A 21,797-nucleotide genomic window follows, 5' to 3' on the forward strand; every position below is an offset into this window, starting at 1 on the left:
CGCTCCCGTTCCCTTTATTCGCCCGGCTCCGACCCTTGTGGCAGGACAGGCGCCCCGCCATGACCAGGATCAATTGCCGGCCTTGTTTGGAGCTATTTTCCCGGGAACGGGCCGCGGTTCAAGTTGAAAAGGATGGGTTTTTTTGGCGGAGAGGTGTGAAGCTTGCGCGGCATCGGCAGTCGGCTCCCTCTCCCGCTTGCGGGGGGAGGTTGGGGTTGGGGGTGTCTCCGCGTTGGGATCGTACAAGATTCATGAGGTCCCCAAGAGGAGAGAGCCCTCACCCGCCGCGCTCTCCGAGCGCGTCGACCTCTCCCGCAGGCGGGAGAGGTTACGAGCCAGCCGCAAGGCTTCAGCTCCTTCGCCTTTCAGCTCTCCATCGCGTTCAGCCGCTGCAAGCGGTCCTGCATGATCTTCTTCAGATCGTATCCGGGGCGGCGGAAGCTCGCATTGCGCGTCGTGAGGAACTCGCGCTGGGTCTTGCGCAGGTCGCTAGCGGAACGTCCTTTGGAAGCCCTCAGCACACGTTCATAGGTCTCGGCGATCTGACGGTCGAGCACGCCGAGCTGCGGATCGGCGCAGATCACTTTCTCGACCTCGCGCTTGGCGGTGGCGCAATTGAACGAAGGACCGCTATCGTCGGCCGAGCGCGCATGCATTGGGCCCGGCGACGCCGCGCCGAACCTGGCGATCTCGGCAATCATGCTGCGGCGGCCGTTCGCTGCATTCTCGTTGCCAGGATCCAGCTTCAGCGCCGTCTCATAATCGGCCAGCGCCTTCTTGCGCTCGCCCATCTTCTTGTGGAGCACCGCGCGGTTATTGTAGGTCTTCGCGAAATTCGGATCGAGCTTGAGCGCAGCCTCGTAGTCGCTCAGCGCCGCCCCGAGCTCGCCCTTGAACTGGTAGGAATCGCCGCGGTTGGTCAGGAAGTTGGCGCGCTGCTCCCGCCGGATCGCCTGGTCGTAATCGGCAATCGCCTTGTCGTACTCGCCCATCGCAGCATAGGTCAGGCCGCGGTTGTCGTAATATTCCGGCACCTTCGGGTCGAGCCTGATCGCCTCGCCGTCGTCGGCGACCGCCTTGTCGAGCTGGCCGAGCTTCTTGTAGGCCGCGCCGCGATTGGTGTAGGTACGCGCGCGGTTGGGATCGAGCCGCAGCGCCTCGTCGAAATTTCTGATCGCCTTCTCGTTGTCGCCGCCGAGATAATAGGCCACACCGCGGTCGGACCAGGCTTGCGCATCGTCCGGCTTCAGCTTGATCGCCTGGTCGTAATCGGCGAGCGCGCGGTCGAGGCGGCGCTGATTGGTGTAGACGACGCCGCGCAGCTCGTAAGCTTCGGCATCCTGCGGGTCGAGCTCGATCGCCTTGGTCAGATCCGCCGCGGCGCGATTGAGGTCGCCGCCGGCCTCGCGCAGGAGGTCGCCACGCACGCGCCAGGCCTTCGCGTTCTTGCCGTCGAGCGCGATGGCGCGGTCGAGATCCCGCAGCGCCTGCGACTGGCCTCCAAGGGTCTGCGCATTGGCTTCGGCGCGGACGACGAGGGCCGCGCTGCGTTCGGCGGCCGAATTGGCGGTCTGGTCGATGATGGCGCTGCACGCGGAGATCAACTCGGCCGGGGTGGCCTTGCTTCCCAGCACGCACTCGGTGCTCGCCGCGGCGGGAGCCGCGAGAACGAAACTCATGGCCGCGCCGAGAAAGAGGGCGCGAAGCGAGATTTTGGCAGGCGAAAGCGCTTGCGCGGAGGCGTGAGTGCCGCACATGACATAGGGCTCCGTGACGTCGGGTTCTCACCGTTGTCGCAGCTGGCAAGCGATGGGTTCAAACCGGGCCTGGGAGGGACGGAGCGCTGCCGGCTCTCCCTCGCCCTGCTTGGGCAGGACTATCGCATATGAGATGTGGCTAGGGCACCGGCTGTCTCCACAGCGTCATGGCCGGGCTTGTCCCGGCCATCCACGCCTTTCCACACGGCGCAAAGAACGTGGATGCCCGGGACAAGCCCGGGCATGACGACCCCCGCAATATTCAAATGCGATTGCCCTGCCGCTTGCGGGGAGAGGCGAAAGTCTCAATATCCATCCACACCGTTCAGCCGCTGCAAGCGCTGCTGCATCGCCTTCTTCAGATCGTATCCCGGCCGGCCGAAATCGGCATTGCGGCGCGCGATGAACTCGTCCTGCTCGCGCTGGAGCGCTTTGGCCTCGGCCGCATTGCGCGCCTCCCGGATCGCACGGGCATTGGAGGCAAAGACCTCGCGATCGAGATCGGCGAGTTCGCGATTGCCGCAGATCGCCCGTTCCACCGCCCGACGCGCTCGCCCGCAATTGAAGCTGGGCTTGCCGGCGACCGCCATCTGCGCGCCGATCCGCTCGATCTCGCGCGCCATCGCCTTGTGATTGGCTTTGGCCTTCTCGTGGTTCGGATCGATCCTGAGCGCTGCGCCGAAATCCTGCACCGCCTTCGGCTTGTCACCCTTCTTCAGCCAGAGTTCGCCGCGCGCATTGAAGACGTCGGCAAGGCCGGGATCGAGCAGAAGAGCACGGCTGTCGTCGGCGATGGCATGGTCGACCTGATCGTGCCGCGCATAGAGCGCACCGCGCGCGATCAGAGCCTTGATCAGATCGCCCTTCGTCGTCTTCTCGTTGTCGATCACTTCGGCGCAGGCCGTGGCGGCCTTGTCCATGTCATCGGCTGCGGTCGCGGCGAGGCAGGGCGCGACATCGACCTGCGTCACAGCCACCGGCTCGCCGCCGGTCACGGCATCGGCCGGGGCGAACGAGAGCGCATAGAGCAGTCCGGCGCCGATCAGTTGAATGAGAAAACGCATGCGTTGCAGTCGAGCCTTGTCGTCGATGTTAAGCTCTTGGTTAAGCTCTGGCCTTGAAGCCGCACTATCGATCATACGGCCGGATTGGTGCTAGCTTGTGGCGCCGCTGAAATCGGCTTCGGGGATCATCGTGTCGACATTCGAATGGATCATTGTGTTGCTGCTCGGCGCGGTCGGCTTATCGGCGCTGGCGCGGCGGATCAAGGTGCCCTACCCGACCTTTCTCGCCATCGGCGGCGCGCTGATCGCCTTCGTGCCGTCGAGCCCCTCCTGGACGCTGGAGCCGGACCTCGCCCTTGCCCTTTTTGTCGCGCCGGTCCTGCTCGATGCCGCCTTCGACACGTCGCTGCGCGACCTTCGCAAGAACTGGGTTCCGGTCTCGACCCTGGTGGTGGCCGCGGTCGGCCTGACCACGGCCGCCGTGGCCTATGTCGCGCACCGGCTGATGCCCGACATGCCCTGGGCCGCCGCGGTCGCGCTCGGCGCCATCGTGGCGCCGCCGGATGCGGCCGCTGCGGTTGCGATCCTGAGCCAGGTCAAGCTGCCCCACCGCATGGTCAAGGTGCTGGAGGGCGAAAGCCTGCTCAACGATGCCAGTGCGCTGCTGATCTATCGCATCGCCGTCGGCGCGGTCGCCACCGAGCATCTGACCTGGAGCCAGGTCGCTCCGACCATGGCGTTGGCGCTGGTCGGCAGCGTCATCGCGGGTCTAGCCGCAGGCCGCATCATTCCGCTGTTCATGGAGCGGGTGACGGAGGCGCCGAGCGCCATCATCGTGCAGTTCGCCACCACCTTCATGGTCTGGATCGCCGCCGAGCATCTCGGTCTCTCCGGCATCCTCACCATCGTGGTCTACGCCATCACGGTCGCGCGCACCGCGCCGGCGCGCATCCCGGCGCGGCTGCGGGTGCCGTCCTATGCGGTATGGGAGACGACCGTGTTCGTGCTCAACGTGCTCGCCTTCATGCTGATCGGCATGCAGATGCGGCCGATCTGGACGCGGCTGGATGCGGACGTGCGCTGGGAATATTGCGTGGCCGCCGCCTGGATCCTGCTTACGGTGATCCTGGTACGCCTGTTCTGGGTGACGTTCTATCGCACGAGCCTGCGGGTGCTGATCGCGCAGGGGCTCTATCATCCCAAGGATCCGCAGCAGGTGGCCTCGCCCAAGGGCGGGCTCATCATCTCCTGGTGCGGCATGCGCGGCCTCGTCACGCTCGCCACCGCCTTTGCCCTGCCGGAAAACTTTCCCTATCGTGACTTCATCGTCTTCATCGCGTTTGCGGTGGTGCTGGGATCGCTGGTGATCCAGGGCCTGACGCTGCGGCCGCTGATCCTCGCTTTCAACCTCAAGGACGACGATCCCGTCGGCATCGAGGTCGCCCGCGGCCGCGCCGTGGCCTATCGCGCCGCGCTCGATGCGATCGAGAGCGATCCGTCGGAGGAGGCGGAAATCCTGCGGCTCGAATATCGCGCCATCCTGATGCAGGCCGAGACCGATCCCAACGGCGGCATCAGCAACGGCGAACTGCCCGCCGATCCCCTGCGCCGCCGCGCTATCGAGGCCGCGCGCAAGGCGATCTTCGACCTGCGCGCCACCGAGGTGATCGGCGACGATGCGTTTCATCGGCTCGAGGAGGAGCTCGATCGCGCAGAATTGAGCGCGGGGGGTTAACCTCCGCTGTCGTCCCGGACAAGCGCGCCCAAAGCGCGCGCAGATCCGGGACCCATAGCCACGAAATTCTGTTTGGCGAAGACTCGGAGTTGCCGGCGAGTGATACTACTACATCTTATGGTTATGGGTCCCGGATCTGCGCTTACGCTTGTCCGGGACGACACCGGAGGGTGGACGGGGAGACGTTGAACCAAACGCCGCCTTTCCAGACTCACCCCTGATGACGACCCTGATTGACGACCGTCGTGTACGCGCGCGTGATGCCTCGCCTGCACGATATTTTTATCTCCACATGGCGCTCGCCTGCGCCGCCACTGCCTTTCTCGGCTTCGCACCGACCTATTGGGTGCCGCTCGCTCACCGGACATTGTCCGCAAGCCCGGTGATCCATTTTCACGGACTCTTGTTCTTCACCTGGTCGCTTTACTTCGTGCTCCAGACCTGGCTCGCCGCCTCGGGCCGTGTGGTCAACCACCGCTCGTGCGGCATCGTCGGCGTCTCGCTCGCGACCGCGATGGTCATTTCTGGCTTCTTCGCGTCCGTGACCTCGATGAAGAACGCCGCGGCGCTGGGACAGGCCGATGCCGGCATCGCCTTCTCGATCGTGCCGCTGAGCGGCATCGCGTTCTTTGCCGTGGTGTTCGTGCTCGCCATCATGAACACGCGCAGGCTCGAGGTTCACAAGCGCCTGATGCTGCTCGCGGCGGTCTCGATCCTCGACGCCGCGATCGCGCGTTGGTTCCTGACCTTCCTCGCACCATCAGGACCGCCCGGCCCGCCGCCGGTGCCTGTGACGATCGCGCCTGCTGTCGCCGCCTCCCTTCTGCTCGTCGTCGCCATGGTGCGCGACTGGCGCGCCGAGGGCCGCGTGCATCCGGTGTACATCACGGGCACGCTCGCGCTTCTGGCGGTGAAGGTGCTCAACTGGCCGGTCAGCGAAACGGCGGCGTGGCACGCATTTGCCGGCGGCATCCTGGCGCTGGCCCAGTAGGCGGCCTAGAACCGCGGCAAATCCGGGAACGCCAGCTTGCCCGCGTGGACGTGCATGCGGCCGAGCTCGGCGCAGCGGTGCAGGGTCGGAAATACTTTTCCGGGATTGAGCAGGCCCTTCGCGTCGAAGGCGCATTTCAGGCGCTGCTGCTGGTTGAGGTCGATCTCGCTGAACATGTCGGGCATGAGGTCGCGCTTCTCGATGCCGACGCCGTGCTCGCCGGTGAGCACGCCGCCGAACTCAACGCAGGCGCGCAAGATGTCGGCGCCGAAGGCTTCGGCGCGCTCGATCTCGCCGGGCTTGTTGGCATCGTAGAGGATCAGGGGGTGCAGATTGCCGTCGCCGGCATGGAACACGTTGGCGCAGCCGAGCTGGTACTTTTCCGAGAGCTCGCGGATGCGCGCCAGCGCCTTCGGCAGCGCGCCGCGCGGGATGGTGCCGTCCATGCAGAGATAATCGGGCGAGATGCGGCCCACGGCGGGGAATGCGGCCTTGCGGCCGGCCCAGAACAGGTTGCGCTCGGCCTCCGAAGTCGAGATCTGGCAGGTGGTCGAGCCGCAAGCGTTCGCAATAGCCTCGACGCGCGTGATCAGCTCGTCGACCTCGATCTTGGGCCCGTCGAGCTCGATGATGAGCAGCGCTTCGACATCGAGCGGGTAGCCGGCATGGACGAAGGCCTCCGCGGCGTGGATCGCGGGCTTGTCCATCATCTCCATGCCGCCGGGGATGATGCCAGCGCCGATGATGCGCGCGACGCATTCGCCGGCCGCCTCGACCTGCGCGAAGCCAACCATCAGCGCGCGCGCCGTTTCCGGCTTCTGCAGGATGCGCACCGTGATCTCCGTGATGACGCCGAGCAGGCCCTCGGAACCAGTGATGACGCCCATCAGGTCATAGCCCGGATTCTCGCAGCCCTTGCCGCCGATGCGCAGGATCTCGCCGCTCATCAGCACGATCTCGCAGCCGAGCACGTTGTTGGTGGTCATGCCGTATTTCAGGCAGTGCACGCCGCCGGAATTTTCCGCCACGTTGCCGCCGATCGAGCAGGCGATCTGCGAGGACGGATCGGGCGCGTAGTAGAAGCCGGCATGGGCGACCGCCTGGCTGATTGCGAGATTGGTGACGCCGGGCTCGGTGACGACGACGCGGTTGTCGAAATCGATCTCGCGGATGCGCTTGAACTTGCCGAGGCCGAGCAGCACGCCGTCCTCCAGCGGCAGCGCGCCGCCGGACAGCGAAGTGCCGGAGCCGCGCGGCACCACCTTGATGTTCTGCGCCGCACAATATTTCAGGACGAGCGAGACCTGCTCGGTCGTATCCGGCAGCACCACGACCATCGGCGGCTGCCGATACGCGGTCAGCCCGTCGGATTCATAGGCCCGCATCTCGGCGAGGCTGTCGATCACGCCCTCGCCCGGCACGATTGCGCGCAAGGCGGCGACGATTTCGCTGCGACGCGCCAGCACGGCCTGGTCGCTTGCGGGCATCATGATGGCCATTTTAAGAAGCCTTCGTCCGACGGATGGAATTATCTGGGCAAATCAATCATGTCTTGTCGTCTTTGGGTAGGTCCTCCGAAGGTCGCATTGCTTTGTTGCAGCGCAAGTTCTCTCTGGGGCAAGTCTGCTAGCAGGAAACCTGTCAAAGTTTCGCGGCTTGTCCACTTGCATCGGACCTGCCAAAACCACGACCCTCCATCTGACCCGGGAAGAGACGAAGAGCACACTATGACAAAACTGACTTTGGGCGCGCTGACGATCCTCACCGTCATTGCCACCGCACCCGCCGCGATGGCGCAGGATGTCGCGGCCGGCAAGACATCGTTCAACAAGTGCCTGGCCTGCCACGCGATCGGCGAAGGCGCCAAGAACAAGGTCGGCCCGGAGCTCAACGGCCTCAACGGCCGCAAGTCGGGCACGGCTGAGGGCTATAGCTACACGGACGCCAACAAGAATTCCGGCATCACCTGGGACGAGGCCACATTCAAGGAATACATCAAGGACCCCAAGGCCAAGATCCCCGGCACCAAGATGGCGTTCGCCGGCATCAAGAACGAGACAGAGATCACCAATCTCTGGGCCTTCCTTGCCCAATACGACAAGGATGGGAAGATCAAGCAGTAAGCGCACGAGGCGGACGCTAGAGCTTTGGTTCCGATCGGACCAGAATCGAAGCTCTAGCTTTCTTGTTTTGACGCGTTTCTTCGCGCGAACCGGTTTCCACTTCGCTCGAAAAACGCTTTAGTCGGCGACCGCCTGCGCCGGGGCGATGTGTCCGATCATCGTCTCGATCTCCGCCTTCACGAGATCCGGCACGGCGTTCTGCACCATGTGGCCGAGATCGGGCAGCACGATCAGCTTTGCATTCGACACAGCCGCGGCGAACGGACGCGCGTGGATATTGGTTCTCACCGTCTTGTCGGGCTCGCCGGCAATGATCGTAACAGGTGCGGTGATCTCGCCATAGCGCGCGACTTGCGCGGCGACCGACTCCTTCAGCGTCACCAGATCATAGGCATTGGCGATGAACTCGCGCGGGCGCAGCAGGAGCGGCGTCGCGGAGTCCTGCACGAAACCATCCGGCATGGTCTGCGGCAGGAACACGTCGCGGGCGCCGGCTTCGGTGATGAAATAGCCGAGCGGCAGCGTGATCGTGTAGGCGAGCAGCGGGCCGATCACGGGCGTTGCGATGATCTCGTTGTAGCGCCCGACACCGCCGCGCCAGGGATGCGTGACGGGCGCGAGCATCACGAGGCCCGCCACGCGGCGCGGGTGATCGAGCGCGATCCGCGCGCCGAGGGCGCCGCTCCAGGAATGCACCACGAAGACCGCGCGATCGATCCCGAGCTTGCCGAGCGCCTCGTCGATCATGCGCGCCTGAATCTGCGGCGTCGAATCCTGCCGGCTTGCGCGCGTGCTCCAGCCATGGCCGGGGCGGTCGATCAGAATCACGCGATGATCCCTCGCGAGGAGATCGCCGAGCGGCCGCCGCATCGCTTCGAGGTTGGAGCTCGCGCCGTGCAGCATCACGATCGGCGGGGCGGCCTCGCGCGGGCCGAGCTCGACGACGTGAAGCGCGGCGCCCTCGACCTCGATCATGCGCCCCTGCGGCGGAAAGGCCCGCTGCACGGCGACGACTCCGGCCTGCGTGAGCAGCGCCAGCAGGACCAGCGCCGTCACGACTGACATCACGATCATGGAGAGAATCCGGGTGATCCTGGGCACGGGGCAGTTACGGGTCTGCTCGGTCGGCAGTTTCGCCGCCGGCGGTGCGCGCTTCCACTGAAAATGCAGGGGCTGTGGATATGTGCATAATTGCCGATCGAGAAAACTCAATGAAATCAGGGATGTTCAAAGCCGCACGCAAGCTTCGGACCAGCTTCATGCGGGCGTCATCGCAGCTTCCATATAATCGCCATGGTCGGTTCCGCCATCTAGGCGCGGGTGGGTGCCGATCCTCCTCGCAACATCAGGGGATGCGGGAAAGACCGGCAGGATTGTCCTGGTTTGAACCGGAGAATTTTCGATGAGCTTCAGATCGAACGATACTGCAATCGACGAAATCGTCGCGAGCTGCAACGGCGACCTGCGCGGTGCCGTGCGGGCGCTGCTCCTGATCAACGAGCATCTCGAGACCGAGCTGGCAAAGGCCTACGCCGCAGCCGCCGACCGCGGCCTGGTCGAGCGCGGCAGCAGCGTGCTGCATTAAGCGCAGCCTAGTTCGCCCCCTCCTCCTGCTTTTCTTCCTCGGGCGTGACCGGGGGACAGGCGCGGATCGTCGAGCGCGCAAGCTTGGCATCGGCCCTGGACTTGTAGGGACCGTCGCCGAACCAGATGTCGCCAATGATGACTGGATTGCTGGTCACGATGGTGCATTTGCCGGTGGCACGATTGCCGACCACCCAGAACAGTCCGTCGGCGAAGCTCACCGTCCCCGACGCGAGCAGCAATGTCGCTGTGACCATCAAATGCTTCATGGCTTTCGCTCCTGCCATGCAGGTAGGCCTGCAACAGGCCCCGCAATAGTCCTTGCGACGCCCCGGCTCGGATCGTGGTTAATCCGCGGCGGCCGCGATCGCTCAAGAAATGATCGAGTTATAGCTAGATGTCGCGGCCTTCGACCTTCTCGGTCAGCGCCTTGACCTGGTCGGGGATCTTTTCCAGGTGCGGATTGACGGCGAGCGCCTTGCGGTAGGCATCTAGCGCGCGCTTCTCGTCCCCGACCTCCTGCATGATCATGCCGAGGCCGGCGAGCGCGCCGAAATGGCGGGGCTCCCGGATCAGCACTTGCTGAATGTCCGCGAGCGAGCGGCCATAATCGTTCTGCATGTAATAGAGCGTCGCACGCCGGTTCCAGGCCTCGATGTAATCGGGCCTGAGCTTGATGATCGAATCCAGGAGCTTGATCGCGACGTCGATCTTCTTCGCATCGACCGCGGTCTTGGCGCGAGACATCAGGAGCGCGGCGGTGTCGCTCGGGGTCTGCAGCCAGATCGCCCAGATCCGCGCCTCGACATGCTTGGCGCTGGCCTCATCGGGCGCCGCCTTCAGCGCGCCGAACAGGAAATCGAGATTCTTGCTGCGGTCGACCTTCGGCAGCTTTGACGGCGCCTCGGGCAGCTTCTTCTGCTTGCCGGGCGGCTCGACCTGCTGGGCCAGGGCGGCCGGAGCAAGGCCGGCGGTTCCCAGCACGAGGGCCAGACACAGGGTGCGCGCGAAACGGAATCTCACTGCCATGGTGCAAGTCTAAACGCGCAAAGCCGCCCTTGCAAAGCAAAGGCGGCGTCAAACTCGTGTGAGACCGTGGTCTTGCGGGCGCGCGAAAGCGCCCGGCCGGGCGTGGTCAGCCGCTCAGATCAGCCTTGGCGCGCCTTGAAGCGGCGCTGCACCTTGTTGATCACATAGACCCGGCCCTTGCGGCGGACCAGGCGGTTGGCGCGATGGCGACCGCGCAGCGATTTCAGCGAGTTACGGACCTTCATGGCAGAATCCTGAACGTTCGAAAGGCCGTGTTCGGCACTACCGTTTCGGCACGCGCGAATGTGGCAAAATGAGATTTTTCCCGCTGGCAGACCGACCGCCCGGGACGGAGCGGTTCTTAAGGCATGGCGGGAGGTCATGTCAATGTTAACTGCCCGTGCGGCCCGGCAAAACGTGAAAACAACCCCATGCACAGTAGAAGCGGCCGGATCGGCCCGATTTTCTTGCAGTGACTTCAAGGGCCTCCAACGCGGCCTTGCCAAATTCGTTATATCCTATAATCAATTCGGCAACCCGTCGGGAGGACACCCATGCCGAAGCTGAAGCTGCCTGATATCGACAAAGTCGTCGCCATCGACATCCACACCCATGCCGAGGAGCCCTGCGGCACCCATCCCGACGACGGCTATGACGATTTCCAGGCGCAGATGGCGGAGTATTTCAAGTCGCCGCATAAGCATCCGCCGACCGTGCCCGAGACCGCGGCCTATTACCGCTCCAAGAACATCGCCGCGGTGATCTTCCCTGTCGATGCCGAGCGCGAGACCGGCTTCCGCCGCTACAAGAACGAGGAGATGCTGGAGATCGCCTCCGAGCATCTCGACGTGCTCATCCCCTTCGTCTCGATCGACCCGCACAAGGGCAAGCTCGGGGCCCGCGAGGCACGCAAGCTGATCGAGGAATACGGCGTGCGCGGCTTCAAATTCCATCCGACAATGCAGGGCTTCTACGCCAACGACCGCATGGCCTATCCGCTCTACGAAGAGATCAACAATGGCGGCGCGATCGCGCTGTTCCACACCGGCCAGACCGGCGTCGGCTCCGGCATGCCCGGCGGCATGGGGATGCGGCTGAAATATTCCAACCCGATGTACATGGACGACGTCGCGGCCGATTTCCCCGACCTCAAGATCATCCTCGCCCACCCCTCCTTCCCCTGGCAGGAAGAGGCGCTGTCGGTCGCGACCCACAAGCCGAACGTCTACATCGACCTGTCGGGCTGGTCGCCGAAATATTTCCCGCCGATCCTGGTGCGCTACATCAACTCGATTCTCCAGGACAAGATGCTGTTCGGCTCGGACTGGCCGGTGATCACGCCGGACCGCTGGCTGTCCGATTTCGCCAAGATCGACATCCGCGACGAGATCCGGCCGAAGGTGTTGAAGGCGAACGCGCGCAAGCTGCTGGGGATCTAGTAACCCTCTCCTGCTTGCGGGAGAGGGTCGGGGAGAGGGTGCTTCCGCAGTGGGACAGTCACCGAGAGGAGAAAGCCCTCACCCGGCGCTTCGCGCCGACCTCTCCCGCAAGCGGGAGAGGTGAACGAGACATCAGACCTGCGCGAGGCCTCCATCGACGAAAACCTCGCCGCCCGTCATGTAGCTGCTGTCGGAGGACGCCAGGAATGCGGCCACCGCGCCGGTCTCGCTGGGGTCGCCAACGCGCCCGATGGGCGTGGCGCTGCCGAGTGCATCGAAGGCTTCCTCGCCCACGACCTCCAGCGCCAGCTCGGTCTTGGTCGGCCCCGGCGACAGCACGTTGACGCGGATGCCCGTGCCGCGCAGGTCCAGCGCCCAGCTGCGCGCGAGATTGCGGATCGCCGCCTTGGTCGCGCTGTAGATGCTGAATTGCGGCGTCCCCATCACGCCCGTGCTCGAGCCGGTCAGGATGATCGACGATCCCCTGCGCATCAACGGCAGGGCTTTCTGCACGGTGAACACCAGCCCCCTCACATTGACATCGAAGATCTGATCATAGTGCTCGGGGGTGATCTGGCCGAGCGGCGCAAACGCGCCGGTCCCGGCATTGGCGAACAGGACGTCGACATTGCCGCGTTCGGCCTTCACCGTCGCATACAGCCGGTCGAGGTCGGACAGATCGGTGACCGATCCCCTGACGGCGCGCGCTGAGGACCCCAGCTGCGCGAGCGCAGCGTCGAGCGGCTCCTGCCGCCGCCCGAAGAGATAGACGAATGCGCCCTCATCGACGAACCGTTTGGCGGCTCCGAGCCCGATGCCCGTTCCACCGCCCGTCACCACCGCCGTCTTGCCTTGTAGTCTGCTCATGATGTGCTCCTTCATTGAGGTTGCACTGAGCTGGCGGCCTACCTACCTAACCACAAGTATGCACCTTTTGGTAAGTACCCAAAAATGTCGTCAGACCATTCAGACTTCATCTCCCCGCCGGCGCAAGCCCAAGCAGACGTCCAACGTTGCACACCGAACCTGCCCGGCTTCACCTGCGGCCTCGATGCGACCTTGCGGGTCGTCTCGGGCAAGTGGAAGCCGCTGATCCTCTACTTCGTCGCCCAGGACGGACCGACCCGTTACGGCGAACTCCGGCGCGCCATCCGCGACGTCAGCGACAAGGTGCTGATCCAGCAGCTCAAGGAGCTGGAGGCCGATGGCCTGGTGAAGCGGACCGACTACAAGGAGGTGCCGCCGCGGGTGGACTATAGCCTCACGCCTCTGGGCCAGAGCCTCGCCGAAGCGCTGGTGCCGCTCTGCACGTGGGGCACCGAGCACATGGCGGAGGTCAGCCAGGTGTTTGCCGAAAGGGCGACCTGGCCGCGGCGAGAACGTCAGCCGGCTGGCTAGCTTGCGCTGCTCGTCGTCTGAGGTCTGCTCCGCCCCTGATAGCAGCGCGTTGCCGCAACTCGACTTGCGTCCGACTTGGGTCAAAACCGGACGATGCCGAAACCCATGACAGCTTGTCCGCGGTCAATCCATCCAGCCAATGACGCCAAGAAACCAACCACCAAAGAAAGAGGTGATAAGCATGATGAGCACGAGAAGATAGTCCGTTTCGATGGGACCGATTTCTTGCCTGTCTAGAACCTGATGAAGTCCGAGCAGCCCCAGTGCACAAATTCCTGCGCAGAAAAAGGGCCACATCGCTGCACGCCGTTGCTGACGGTCCAGCCGTCCCTGAAGGTTTCGCGGTAGAGATCCAGCTCGACGATACGCCACCACAGCACTCAAGACGACCACGATCAGACAGGCAGTGAGGAAGTACATGGCCAGAATCCTTCGCCCTGGTTTGTACTGGCTAATTCCTAGAGAAGGGCTTGCCGAGCAGATCGAAGTCTATCAATTAAGATATCGACTTCCTAACTGGACGCTATGCGCACGAAGTCTGCTAAGGGCCACAAGTGGAAGTCGGCTCTCTATTCGATAACTTCATCGGCGCGGGCTAGGAGGCTTTCGGGTAATTCCAAGCCGAGCACTCTCGCGGTCTTGCGGTTGATGATGAATTCAAATTCGGTCGGAGCTTGCACTGGCAGGTCCGCCGGATTGGCGCCGCGCAAAATTCGATCAACGTAGGATGCCGCGCCTGCATATATTTTATTGAGGTTTACTCCATACGAAACAAGACCCCCTACATCGCAGAATAGTCGTAGGAAGTAGATCGCGGGCAACCTGCACTTAGCAACAAGCGCGGTCATTTCCTTCCGTCGTGCGGCAGTCAGTGCGTCAGGTAGAAAAACAAGACCAGCGTTCCGCGCGTCTTGGAGAGATAGGATTAGCCGTTCGATGCTGGAGCTATCGCCGTGGGGCGTCTCCACCGAAACCACTCCGGAGGTTTGTGCGACGGCCTTTATCGAAGCGAGAAACGCAGCAGAGTTATTCCCCGGTTCTGGGTTGTAGACAACGCCGATCCGCTGAATCTGCGGCGCGATTTCCTTCAGCAGGGAGACCCACTTACCCCCGAGAGATGGTACAAAGGCAGTGAAGCCGGTAACATTACGACCGGGCCGCGCGAAAGTCTCGACATAGCGCATTCCAATCGGATCGCTGACCATCGCGAATACGGTCGGGATGTTAGACCCCTCAGCTTGCAGTGACGCCATCGACGTGTTGGTAACCGCGAACAAGACATCAGGCTTCAACGAGATCAATTCGCGCGCGCACTTGCGGCTCTCCTCAGTATCGCCATCGCTTATGCAATAGTCTATGAGCAGGTTCTGACCCAACAGCCAACCTTTCTCCTTCAATACTCTTTCGAGAATTGGCCTGCTTAGAGGGCTAGCTAGGAGCGCACCCACGCGGCGGACTTGGGCCTGAGCCCCCGCAGCAAAGGGGAGGATTGCTACGGCACCGCTGAAGGCTATGAATTCCCGCCGTCGCATGCGTCGCTCCCTCTAGGGATCACGCCTGTGGGACGATCAGCTTAGCACTTTTTTCGTGAGACTATACCGGGTGCAATGACTGCTTCGGGTCACAAGCTGCCAATCACACACTTGCAGTGGCAGACGTCCGCTTAGCTCTGGTAAGCTGACGAACTATACACACGCCCCAATCGGAGTTCCTGTGACCACAACCCCGGGAGGACAGCCAATGCCCATCAAAGCCGTCGTCTTCGACGCCTATGGCACGCTCTACGACATCCAGTCGGTCGCGGACGTCACCGAGGATGCGTTTCCGGGCTATGGCGAGATCATCACGCAGGTCTGGCGCATCAAGCAGCTCGAATACACCTGGCTGCGCTCGCTGATGCAAGCTTACCAGGATTTTGACGCGGTCACGCGCGATTCCCTCGCCTATACGCTGCGTGTACTCGGGCTCGCCTATGAGAGCGAGGCATTCGAGCGCGTCATCGAGAAATATCTGCATCTCGATCTCTATCCGGATGCGGCGGAAACGCTTGCGGCCCTGAGACCGCGCAAGCTCGCCATCCTCTCCAACGGCAGCCCGGACATGCTCAATGCGCTGGTGCGCAATTCCGGTCTCGACCGTCTGCTCGATGCAACCATCAGCGTGGACGCGAAGAAGATCTTCAAGCCGAGCCCGCAGGCCTATGAGCTGATCGGCGAGGTGCTCGGCACCGCGCCTGATGAGGTTCTGTTCGTCTCCTCCAATCCATGGGACGCCGCTGGGGCAAAATCGTTCGGACTGAAGGTTGCCTGGATCGAGCGGGTGACGCCCGAAGCGATGGCGCTGGCTTGCGTCGAGAACGAACTCGTGGCACCGCTCACCATGTTCAAGGCGATCCGCACCCAGATGGATGAGCTCGGCTTTGCGCCGGATCATCGTGTCCGCGCCCTCTCCGAGCTGCCGGGAATCGCTTAGGGGTCGTTGCCCGCCTGTAAGATTGGAATGAGCTGCCCGGAATGAGCCTGGAATCCGTTCGCGCCTTCTTCGCCGAGAAAGCCCCCGACATCTCCGTCATCGAATCTCCGATCAGCTCCGCGACCGTGGCGCTGGCGGCCGAAGCCTATGGCGTCGAGCCGGGACGGATCGCCAAGACGCTGAGCTTGCGGATCGGCGAGCGCGTGGTCCTGATCGTCGCGAGCGGCACCTCGCGCATGGACAACAAGAAGGTGAAGGCGCAGTTCGGCGGCAAGCCGAAGATGCTGGGTCTGGAGGAAGTCGCCGACATCACCGGACACGAGGTCGGTGGCGTCTGCCCTTTCGGCCTGAAGTCGCCGCTGCCGATCTATTGCGACGTCTCGCTGAAGGCCTTCGATGTTGTGGTGCCGGCTGCCGGCTCGACCCATAGCGCGGTGCGCATCACACCGGAGCGGATGGCCGAGCTGACCGCGGCTGAATGGGTCGACGTCTGCGAGCACAGGCCCTGAGCGGCGCTATTCGTCCTCGTCGTAAGGCCGCTGTGGAGGCGGCGGAGCAATGTAGCGTGGTGGCGGAGCGGCGCGACCGCGCGGAACCTGTTGCTGCGGCGGCATCTGATTGTTGGATTGGAATACCGCTCGGCAGCCGCTCGAAAGCTGCGGCGTATTCTGCTGCAGGCAGGCCACGATGCGGTTCACATCGGGAATCTGATCGCTGCAGAGACGCCAGACATCCGGCGTGCAGGCCATCTGCTGCTCCATGGTCCCGCGATATTCTTGGGCGAATGCTGCGCCCGGCGCGACGATGCCGCCGATCGCGAGCACGACACCCAGCGCTATCCGCTCTGTCCGCATGTCAGATCCTTCCCGATTCCCGTCGATTTTCATCAATCAATGAGGCGGGAGCCGGTTCTGGACCAACAACAAATTGTGAAAACGGGTCAGGAACCATGGCGGCTCTCGCTGACGCTTTGGTCCGTGGCGCCTCAGCAACAGGGCCGAGGCAAACCGGCGTCTTGCGCCTTTCGCCATAAGGCATTTCGCCTGACGCCAAGAAGGATGAGGGCGCTCCCGCTAGCAATGTGCTGCAATGAGGGGAACGTCGATGCCGACTGCACAACCGGTCTATGCGCAAAACGCCAGCACGGCCGCAATCTTTCGCCGCAAGCTGCTGGTCACCACCGCGCTGGCGCCCATCGTGCTCGCCTTCCCCGTCCTGACGTCCAGCCCGGCGCGCGCCGCCTGCACCGTGGCCGGCACGGGCACGATCGGCGCGCTCAATTCGGGCGACGTCGCGACCTGCACCGGCCTCGGCAACACCGATCACATCAACGCCACCGGCGGCAGCAACGTCACCGTGAATGTCGGTGACGGCACCACGACGTCGCTGCTGCCGGGCGCAGGCATACCTGCGGTCGTTTTCGACGGCACCATCGCCTCGCACATTACCGTCAACAATCAGGCGACAGCCTCGACCTACAGCGGAGCGGTTCTGCTCTCCAACGGATCGATCCACAACAATGTGACGATCGCGGCCGGTGGGATCGCGGAGGGTACGGGCAACGCCGAAGCAGCCATAGTCATCGACAATTCGAACGACAATCTCGTCAACATTCGCGGGACGGCGGTCGGCACCGGGGCAAACACGACGGGGCTCCGGATCAGCGGGACGTCGAGCGGCAATGTCGTCCTCGTCTATGACAGCGGATCGATCGGCGGCGGCCATACCGGCGTGCAATTCATCGCCGGCGGCAATTCGCTCGTCAATGGCGGCACGATCTCCGGCGGCTTCTTCCTCGCCATCCAGGGCTCTTCCGGCAGCGACACCATCTTCAACGCCGGCGCCATCTCGGGCGGCGGCAGCGGAGCGATCGAGCTGAATGGCGGCGATGATCAGCTCGGCCTCGCGCCGGGCGCGACGATCACCGGGAATGTTCGCGGCGGGAGCGGTACCGATACGCTGAACTTCGGCAGCATTGGCAGCGCCACGTTCGACCTCGGCAATCTCGGCCCCGGCCTGCAATATGACGAGTTCGAGCAACTGAAGAAGAACGGCAACTCCGTCTGGACGCTGACCGGCACCACCGCCTTCAACGGCGCGACGACAGTGGACGCGGGCGGCCTGATCGTGAACGGCACATTGCCCTCGGTCGTCACGATCAATGGCGGCTATCTCGGCGGCACCGGCACGGTCGGCGGAATCGTCGTCAACAATGGCGGCATGGTCGCGCCCGGCAATTCGATCGGGACGCTCAACGTCAACGGCAACGTCGCCTTCAATGCCGGCTCGACCTTCCAGGTCGAGATCAACCCCGCCGGCCAGTCCGACAGAATCGCGGCAACGGGCACCGCGACGCTCAACGGCGGGACGGTGCAGATCGTGCCGCTCGGCGCGGGCTTTATCGCCAATACGCAATACACCATCCTCTCGGCGGCCGGCGGCGTCAGCGGCACGTTCGCGGCGCTCACGAGCTCCGGCAGCCCGCTGGTCACGGGGCAGCTCAGCTACGATGCCAACAACGTCTATTTCCTGCTGCAGCAGATCGGCGGCTTCGGAACGTTGTCGGGGCTGACGCCGAACCAGGCTGCGGTGGCCGGCGCACTCGATCAGGCACAGCTCGGCGGCGCATCGGGACTGCTGGCCACTGCGATCAACACACTCGCCGCGCTCAATACGCCTGTTATCAAGGCCGGCCTCGACGACCTGGCCGGTCAAATCCACGCCGATGGACGCCGCTTCGTCGCAGATCAGGCCGACATGTTCCAGAGCTTCATGTGGAGCGCCGGAACGCAGTCGCGCGGCGAGACCGTTCGGATGACCGCGTCCGCCTATGCGCCGGAGCCCACGGACCCGATCGGCAAGGCGCTGAACCGCCGCCGCGCGGCGCCGATGCAGAGCGTCTGGTTTGGCGGCTATGGCAATTGGGACAAGGTGGCCGCGAGCGACATTGCCTTCGGAACCAATACGACCATCGCCGGCGCCGCGCTCGGTGCCGATCTCTGGCACAGGCCGGGCTTTACGGCAGGCCTCGCGATCGGCGCATCGACCGGCCAGCTGCGCATGGCCGGCCGCGCCGACCGCATCGAGGCCAATGCCGGGCATGCCGGCGTCTACGCGCGCGGCGAAGCCGGCGGATTCAATCTCGCATCGGCGATCAGCTATTCCTTCGCGGCGCTCGACTCCTCACGCACGATCGCGTTCCTCGGCGAGACGGCAACTGCCGCTTCGCGCGCAAACACCTTTGCCGCTTCGCTGGGCATCTCGCGGCCGTTCCAGACCGGATGGGGTCTTGTCGCCGAGCCCTTTGCCAAGGCCGATTGGTACGCGACACGCCAGGGCAGTCTTTCAGAGGCCGGTGCGCCGGGGGTAAATCAGCTGGTGCGAGGCGGCAGTTTCGACCTCGGCTATGGCACGGCTGGCCTGCGCGGCAGCCAGCGCATGATGATGCCGAATGGCCACGCGGCACAGTTCGGCGCGACCATTGCCGTTCGTCATGAGTTTACCGGCAGCGCGGCAACCACGACGGCGGCTCTGGAAGGCGCACCCGGCATTCCGTTCGCGATCACCGGCGTCGAGCGCGCGCGCACGGTGGCGCTTGCCGGCGCCGAAATCCGGTGGGATCTGACGACCGCGACATCGTTCAAGGCCTCGTACGAGGGCGCGTTCGCGCCGGGATACGACCGTCACACGCTGCGCGGCCTGGTCCGCAGCGAATTCTGAACCTCGCCCTACTCCACCTTGCCGATCTTCTTCACCGCCGCGATCAGCCGCTTGCTGTCGGTCGCGACGAACTCAGAGAAGGCCGGCGCGTCCTGATAGGCGACGAGGCTGCCCGAGGTCTCGAACGCCTTGAGGACGTCGGGGCTCGTCATCACCTGCGCCATCGCCTCGCGCAGGCGGGTCGCGATCGGCGCAGGCAGAGCGCTCTGCGCGAACAGCCCGGCCCAGATGTAAAACTCGACATCCTTGTAGCCGAGCTCCTGGAAGGTCGGCACATCAGGGAAGCTGGCGATGCGTTGCGCGCCGCAATTGCCGAGCACGCGCAGCCTGCCGTCGTCGACCTGCGGTTTCACCGTGCCGGGTGCGGCGGCGATCGCCTGCACGGTCCCGCCGAGGATCGCGGTCAGCGCGGGGCCTGCGCCGCGGAACGGCACGTGCAGCAGTTTGATGCCGGCGCTGCTCGCGAACATCTCCATCGCCACATGCAACGTGCCGTACGGTCCGGACGAGCCATAGGTGATCTGGCCCGGCCGCTTCTTCGCGTCCTCGACGAAATCCTGCGCGGTTCTCCAGGGCGCCGAGGCCGGCACCGCGAGCAGCGTGGGATCGGCGAGCACGCGCGCAATCGGCATGAACTGCGACACCTCGTAGGCCACGGGTCGGTCGAACAGCCGGTCGGCCTCGGGGAGCACCGCGAGCGAGGACAGCGTCATCAGCAGCGTGTAACCGTCGGGCTCGGCACGCGCGGCCGCGGCATTGCCGACCGATCCGCCGCCGCCTCCCGCCCGGTTGTCGACGATCACGGGCTTGCCGAGAATTCGCTCCAACGCCGTCGCGACCGGTCGCGCAGCAAGATCGGCCTGTCCGCCGGCCGGAAACGGAACGATCATGGTGATGTTGCGCGCCGGATAGGCTTGCGCAGCGGCCTTGTCCGGCCAAGCAGCCCGCAGCAACGGCAATGCCGCAGCGGCGCGCAAGAGATCGCGTCGATCCATGGTGGTCCCTCCCCTGATTTTCTTGTTTCGCCAGCCTAACGTGGCGACCGGCAAGGACAAGTCGTTTACCAAACGTTAGCCATGTCCGGGGTGGCCAGGAACGCCGGCCTGGAGCCGCCGTTGGCCTTCCAGGGAGTGAGTGATGCACAATCTTGGAACCATCGACCTCGCCTTGGACGAGATGCTGGTGAATCTCGCAGCGATCGTGTTGCGGCTTTCGACGCCCGAATTGACGCGAACGCCGGAAGCGCGGCGCGCGCTGGCACGATCTGTCCATCAATATGGGGTGTGTGCGGCGCGGTCGAGCGACCCACGCGTTCACGAATTGAAGGCGCAGCTGGAGGAAACGCTGAAGCCGAGCCTGCGCGTCGTCGCGATCGACGGCGTGAAGGTGGCGTAGTCAAACACCGTCATTGCGAGGAGCCCTTGCGACGAAGCAATCCAGAATCCCTCCGGGGAGACATTCTGGATTGCTTCGCTGCGCTCGCAATGACGGAGAGCGTTGAAGCCGCGCGCGCTCCTACGACGCTTTGCTTTTCCCGCGCGGCCGCCGCTTGCATGTGCCCGGCAGCTTGGCTGCGAGGAAATCGGCGAGCGCTTCGACGCGCGCGGGGCGGGGGCCGCCGGGCGGGGTCACGAGATGCACGGCGCCTTCGGCCTGCTTCCAGTCCTTCAGGATGACTTCGACCTCGCCCGATGAGATCGCCTCGCCGACGATGAATTCCGGCAGCTCGGCGATGCCGAGGCCTGCGATCAACGCCGGCATCACCGCTTCGCCGTTGTTGACGCGAAGCTGGCCGCCCGGGCGGACGCTGGCCTGCTCGCCGGCCGAATTGGTGTAGTGCCAGGCATTGGGCGTGGAGAGATAGGCGTAGCTGAAGCATTTGTGTGCGGCGAGATGCATCGGGTGCGTCGGCCGGCCGTGCTTCTTGAGATAGGACGGCGCGGCGACCGTGTAGCGCGGCATGGTGAAGAGCCGCCGCGCGATCAGCGAAGAGTCAGGCAGCCGCGCGATCCGCACCGCCATGTCGAAACCTTCGCCGATCAGGTCGACGGTCGCATCGCTCAAATGCAGATCGACCGAGACCTCCGGATAGGTCTCGAAAAATTCCGGCAGCAGCGGCGCCACGGCCTTGATGCCGAACGTCATGGGGACGGCGAGCCGCACCAAGCCGCGCGGCGCCACCGACTGCGCCAACGCCTCGTTCTCGGCGGCCTCGCCGTCGGCCAGGAGGCGCGTCGCGCGTTCGGCCAGCTTGTGGCCGGCATCGGTCAGCGCGAGCCGGCGCGAGGTGCGGTTGAACAGCCGCGCGCCGAGCCGCTCCTCCAATCGCGTGACCGCCTTGGACACCGTGGCCTTGGACATCCCAAGCTCGCTCGCAGCCCCCGCAAATGATCGCAGCTCTACAACTTTGGCGAAGATCGCGAGCGCTTCGAAGTCTGGGAGTTTTGCCATGGCAGCCGATCCTGATGGGGCATTTAAGGAAACAATGCGTTTCGACAGTTTCTATTTCTATACCACGGGCGAAGGCTTATCCAAGAGATCAATC

General features: G+C 64.2%; 23 protein-coding genes. 10 read left to right on the forward strand and 13 right to left on the reverse strand.

All coding sequences use genetic code 11. The features are described 5' to 3' along the window. Positions 1–365: 365 nt before the first annotated feature. Positions 366–1,757, reverse strand: coding sequence for a tetratricopeptide repeat protein (locus ACM43_RS33150; protein WP_271545850.1), 1,392 nt, complete (start codon positions 1,755–1,757; stop codon positions 366–368). A 305-nt stretch (positions 1,758–2,062) separates the two neighbouring features. After that, positions 2,063–2,821, reverse strand: a complete 759-nt coding sequence (locus ACM43_RS33155; protein ID WP_271545852.1) for a tetratricopeptide repeat protein — start codon at positions 2,819–2,821, stop codon at positions 2,063–2,065. A 97-nt stretch (positions 2,822–2,918) separates the two neighbouring features. On the opposite strand from ACM43_RS33155, the gene ACM43_RS33160 reads away from it, so the two are divergent. Both ACM43_RS33160 and ACM43_RS33165 read left to right on the forward strand, forming a co-directional pair. Continuing rightward, the gene (locus ACM43_RS33160) at positions 2,919–4,496 is read left to right on the forward strand and encodes a cation:proton antiporter (RefSeq protein ID WP_085968676.1); all 1,578 of its coding nucleotides are present in this window, start codon (positions 2,919–2,921) and stop codon (positions 4,494–4,496) included. Between the two features lie 220 nt (positions 4,497–4,716). Continuing rightward, a complete protein-coding gene (locus tag ACM43_RS33165; protein WP_271545855.1) occupies positions 4,717–5,487 on the forward strand; it encodes a hypothetical protein in 771 nt (256 codons plus the stop codon). Positions 5,488–5,492: 5 nt separating this feature from the next. On the opposite strand, the gene ACM43_RS33170 is transcribed toward ACM43_RS33165, so the two are convergent. After that, complete coding sequence (locus ACM43_RS33170; protein WP_271545857.1) at positions 5,493–6,986, reverse strand: FAD-linked oxidase C-terminal domain-containing protein; 1,494 nt, start codon at positions 6,984–6,986, stop codon at positions 5,493–5,495. 228 nt (positions 6,987–7,214) lie between these two features. Between ACM43_RS33170 and cycA the strand changes: the two genes are divergently transcribed. Then, positions 7,215–7,610 (forward strand): cytochrome c-550 CycA, encoded by a 396-nt coding sequence (gene cycA / locus ACM43_RS33175; RefSeq protein ID WP_157283070.1) that lies wholly within the window; start codon positions 7,215–7,217, stop codon positions 7,608–7,610. A 117-nt stretch (positions 7,611–7,727) separates the two neighbouring features. Here cycA and ACM43_RS33180 read toward each other — a convergent pair whose 3' ends face one another. Next, a complete protein-coding gene (locus ACM43_RS33180; RefSeq protein WP_271545859.1) occupies positions 7,728–8,684 on the reverse strand; it encodes an alpha/beta fold hydrolase in 957 nt (318 codons plus the stop codon). A gap of 328 nt (positions 8,685–9,012) precedes the next feature. On the opposite strand from ACM43_RS33180, the gene ACM43_RS33185 reads away from it, so the two are divergent. Next, on the forward strand, positions 9,013–9,195 hold the full coding sequence (locus ACM43_RS33185) for a hypothetical protein (RefSeq protein ID WP_028180446.1): 183 nt from the start codon (positions 9,013–9,015) through the stop codon (positions 9,193–9,195). A gap of 7 nt (positions 9,196–9,202) precedes the next feature. Here the strand turns inward: ACM43_RS33185 and ACM43_RS33190 are convergent, their stop codons facing one another. The 3 genes from ACM43_RS33190 to ykgO all read right to left on the reverse strand — a co-directional run bounded on the left by ACM43_RS33190 (position 9,203) and on the right by ykgO (position 10,468). Further along, the gene (locus ACM43_RS33190; protein WP_271545862.1) at positions 9,203–9,463 is read right to left on the reverse strand and encodes a hypothetical protein; all 261 of its coding nucleotides are present in this window, start codon (positions 9,461–9,463) and stop codon (positions 9,203–9,205) included. A gap of 124 nt (positions 9,464–9,587) precedes the next feature. Then, complete coding sequence (locus ACM43_RS33195; protein ID WP_157283076.1) at positions 9,588–10,223, reverse strand: tetratricopeptide repeat protein; 636 nt, start codon at positions 10,221–10,223, stop codon at positions 9,588–9,590. Positions 10,224–10,342: 119 nt separating this feature from the next. Beyond that, on the reverse strand, positions 10,343–10,468 hold the full coding sequence (gene ykgO / locus ACM43_RS33200) for a type B 50S ribosomal protein L36 (RefSeq protein WP_006611362.1): 126 nt from the start codon (positions 10,466–10,468) through the stop codon (positions 10,343–10,345). A 309-nt stretch (positions 10,469–10,777) separates the two neighbouring features. Here ykgO and ACM43_RS33205 point away from each other — a divergent pair, with 309 nt between their 5' ends. Next, positions 10,778–11,662 carry an amidohydrolase family protein gene (locus tag ACM43_RS33205; protein ID WP_128266238.1) on the forward strand — a complete coding sequence of 295 codons (885 nt, stop codon included), beginning with the start codon at positions 10,778–10,780 and terminating at the stop codon, positions 11,660–11,662. Between the two features lie 132 nt (positions 11,663–11,794). Here the strand turns inward: ACM43_RS33205 and ACM43_RS33210 are convergent, their stop codons facing one another. Continuing rightward, positions 11,795–12,529 carry an SDR family NAD(P)-dependent oxidoreductase gene (locus ACM43_RS33210; RefSeq protein ID WP_271545864.1) on the reverse strand — a complete coding sequence of 245 codons (735 nt, stop codon included), beginning with the start codon at positions 12,527–12,529 and terminating at the stop codon, positions 11,795–11,797. Between the two features lie 159 nt (positions 12,530–12,688). Here ACM43_RS33210 and ACM43_RS33215 point away from each other — a divergent pair, with 159 nt between their 5' ends. Next, complete coding sequence (locus ACM43_RS33215) at positions 12,689–13,060, forward strand: winged helix-turn-helix transcriptional regulator (protein ID WP_271546511.1); 372 nt, start codon at positions 12,689–12,691, stop codon at positions 13,058–13,060. A 123-nt stretch (positions 13,061–13,183) separates the two neighbouring features. Here the strand turns inward: ACM43_RS33215 and ACM43_RS33220 are convergent, their stop codons facing one another. Together ACM43_RS33220 and ACM43_RS33225 are read right to left on the reverse strand one after the other, a co-directional pair. Further along, positions 13,184–13,480 (reverse strand): hypothetical protein, encoded by a 297-nt coding sequence (locus tag ACM43_RS33220; RefSeq protein WP_157283080.1) that lies wholly within the window; start codon positions 13,478–13,480, stop codon positions 13,184–13,186. A gap of 149 nt (positions 13,481–13,629) precedes the next feature. Next, positions 13,630–14,592, reverse strand: a complete 963-nt coding sequence (locus ACM43_RS33225) for an ABC transporter substrate-binding protein (protein ID WP_271545867.1) — start codon at positions 14,590–14,592, stop codon at positions 13,630–13,632. A gap of 208 nt (positions 14,593–14,800) precedes the next feature. Here ACM43_RS33225 and ACM43_RS33230 point away from each other — a divergent pair, with 208 nt between their 5' ends. Together ACM43_RS33230 and ACM43_RS33235 are read left to right on the forward strand one after the other, a co-directional pair. Then, on the forward strand, positions 14,801–15,532 hold the full coding sequence (locus ACM43_RS33230; RefSeq protein ID WP_225126556.1) for a haloacid dehalogenase type II: 732 nt from the start codon (positions 14,801–14,803) through the stop codon (positions 15,530–15,532). A gap of 41 nt (positions 15,533–15,573) precedes the next feature. Next, a complete protein-coding gene (locus tag ACM43_RS33235) occupies positions 15,574–16,041 on the forward strand; it encodes a YbaK/EbsC family protein (protein WP_271545869.1) in 468 nt (155 codons plus the stop codon). Between the two features lie 6 nt (positions 16,042–16,047). Here ACM43_RS33235 and ACM43_RS33240 read toward each other — a convergent pair whose 3' ends face one another. Continuing rightward, on the reverse strand, positions 16,048–16,386 hold the full coding sequence (locus ACM43_RS33240; protein WP_157283186.1) for a hypothetical protein: 339 nt from the start codon (positions 16,384–16,386) through the stop codon (positions 16,048–16,050). A gap of 250 nt (positions 16,387–16,636) precedes the next feature. On the opposite strand from ACM43_RS33240, the gene ACM43_RS33245 reads away from it, so the two are divergent. Continuing rightward, positions 16,637–19,252, forward strand: coding sequence for an autotransporter outer membrane beta-barrel domain-containing protein (locus tag ACM43_RS33245; protein ID WP_271545872.1), 2,616 nt, complete (start codon positions 16,637–16,639; stop codon positions 19,250–19,252). An 8-nt stretch (positions 19,253–19,260) separates the two neighbouring features. On the opposite strand, the gene ACM43_RS33250 is transcribed toward ACM43_RS33245, so the two are convergent. Then, positions 19,261–20,247, reverse strand: coding sequence for a tripartite tricarboxylate transporter substrate binding protein (locus ACM43_RS33250; protein ID WP_271545874.1), 987 nt, complete (start codon positions 20,245–20,247; stop codon positions 19,261–19,263). Positions 20,248–20,389: 142 nt separating this feature from the next. On the opposite strand from ACM43_RS33250, the gene ACM43_RS33255 reads away from it, so the two are divergent. Further along, positions 20,390–20,647 carry a hypothetical protein gene (locus ACM43_RS33255; RefSeq protein ID WP_271545876.1) on the forward strand — a complete coding sequence of 86 codons (258 nt, stop codon included), beginning with the start codon at positions 20,390–20,392 and terminating at the stop codon, positions 20,645–20,647. 120 nt (positions 20,648–20,767) lie between these two features. Here ACM43_RS33255 and ACM43_RS33260 read toward each other — a convergent pair whose 3' ends face one another. Next, positions 20,768–21,703: a LysR family transcriptional regulator gene (locus ACM43_RS33260; protein WP_157283089.1), complete on the reverse strand. Its 936-nt coding sequence runs from the start codon at positions 21,701–21,703 to the stop codon at positions 20,768–20,770. Positions 21,704–21,797 lie beyond the last annotated feature (94 nt).

The organism is Bradyrhizobium sp. CCBAU 45321 (genome assembly GCF_028128975.1).
In the GTDB taxonomy this organism is placed as follows: Bacteria; Pseudomonadota; Alphaproteobacteria; order Rhizobiales; family Xanthobacteraceae; genus Bradyrhizobium; species Bradyrhizobium yuanmingense.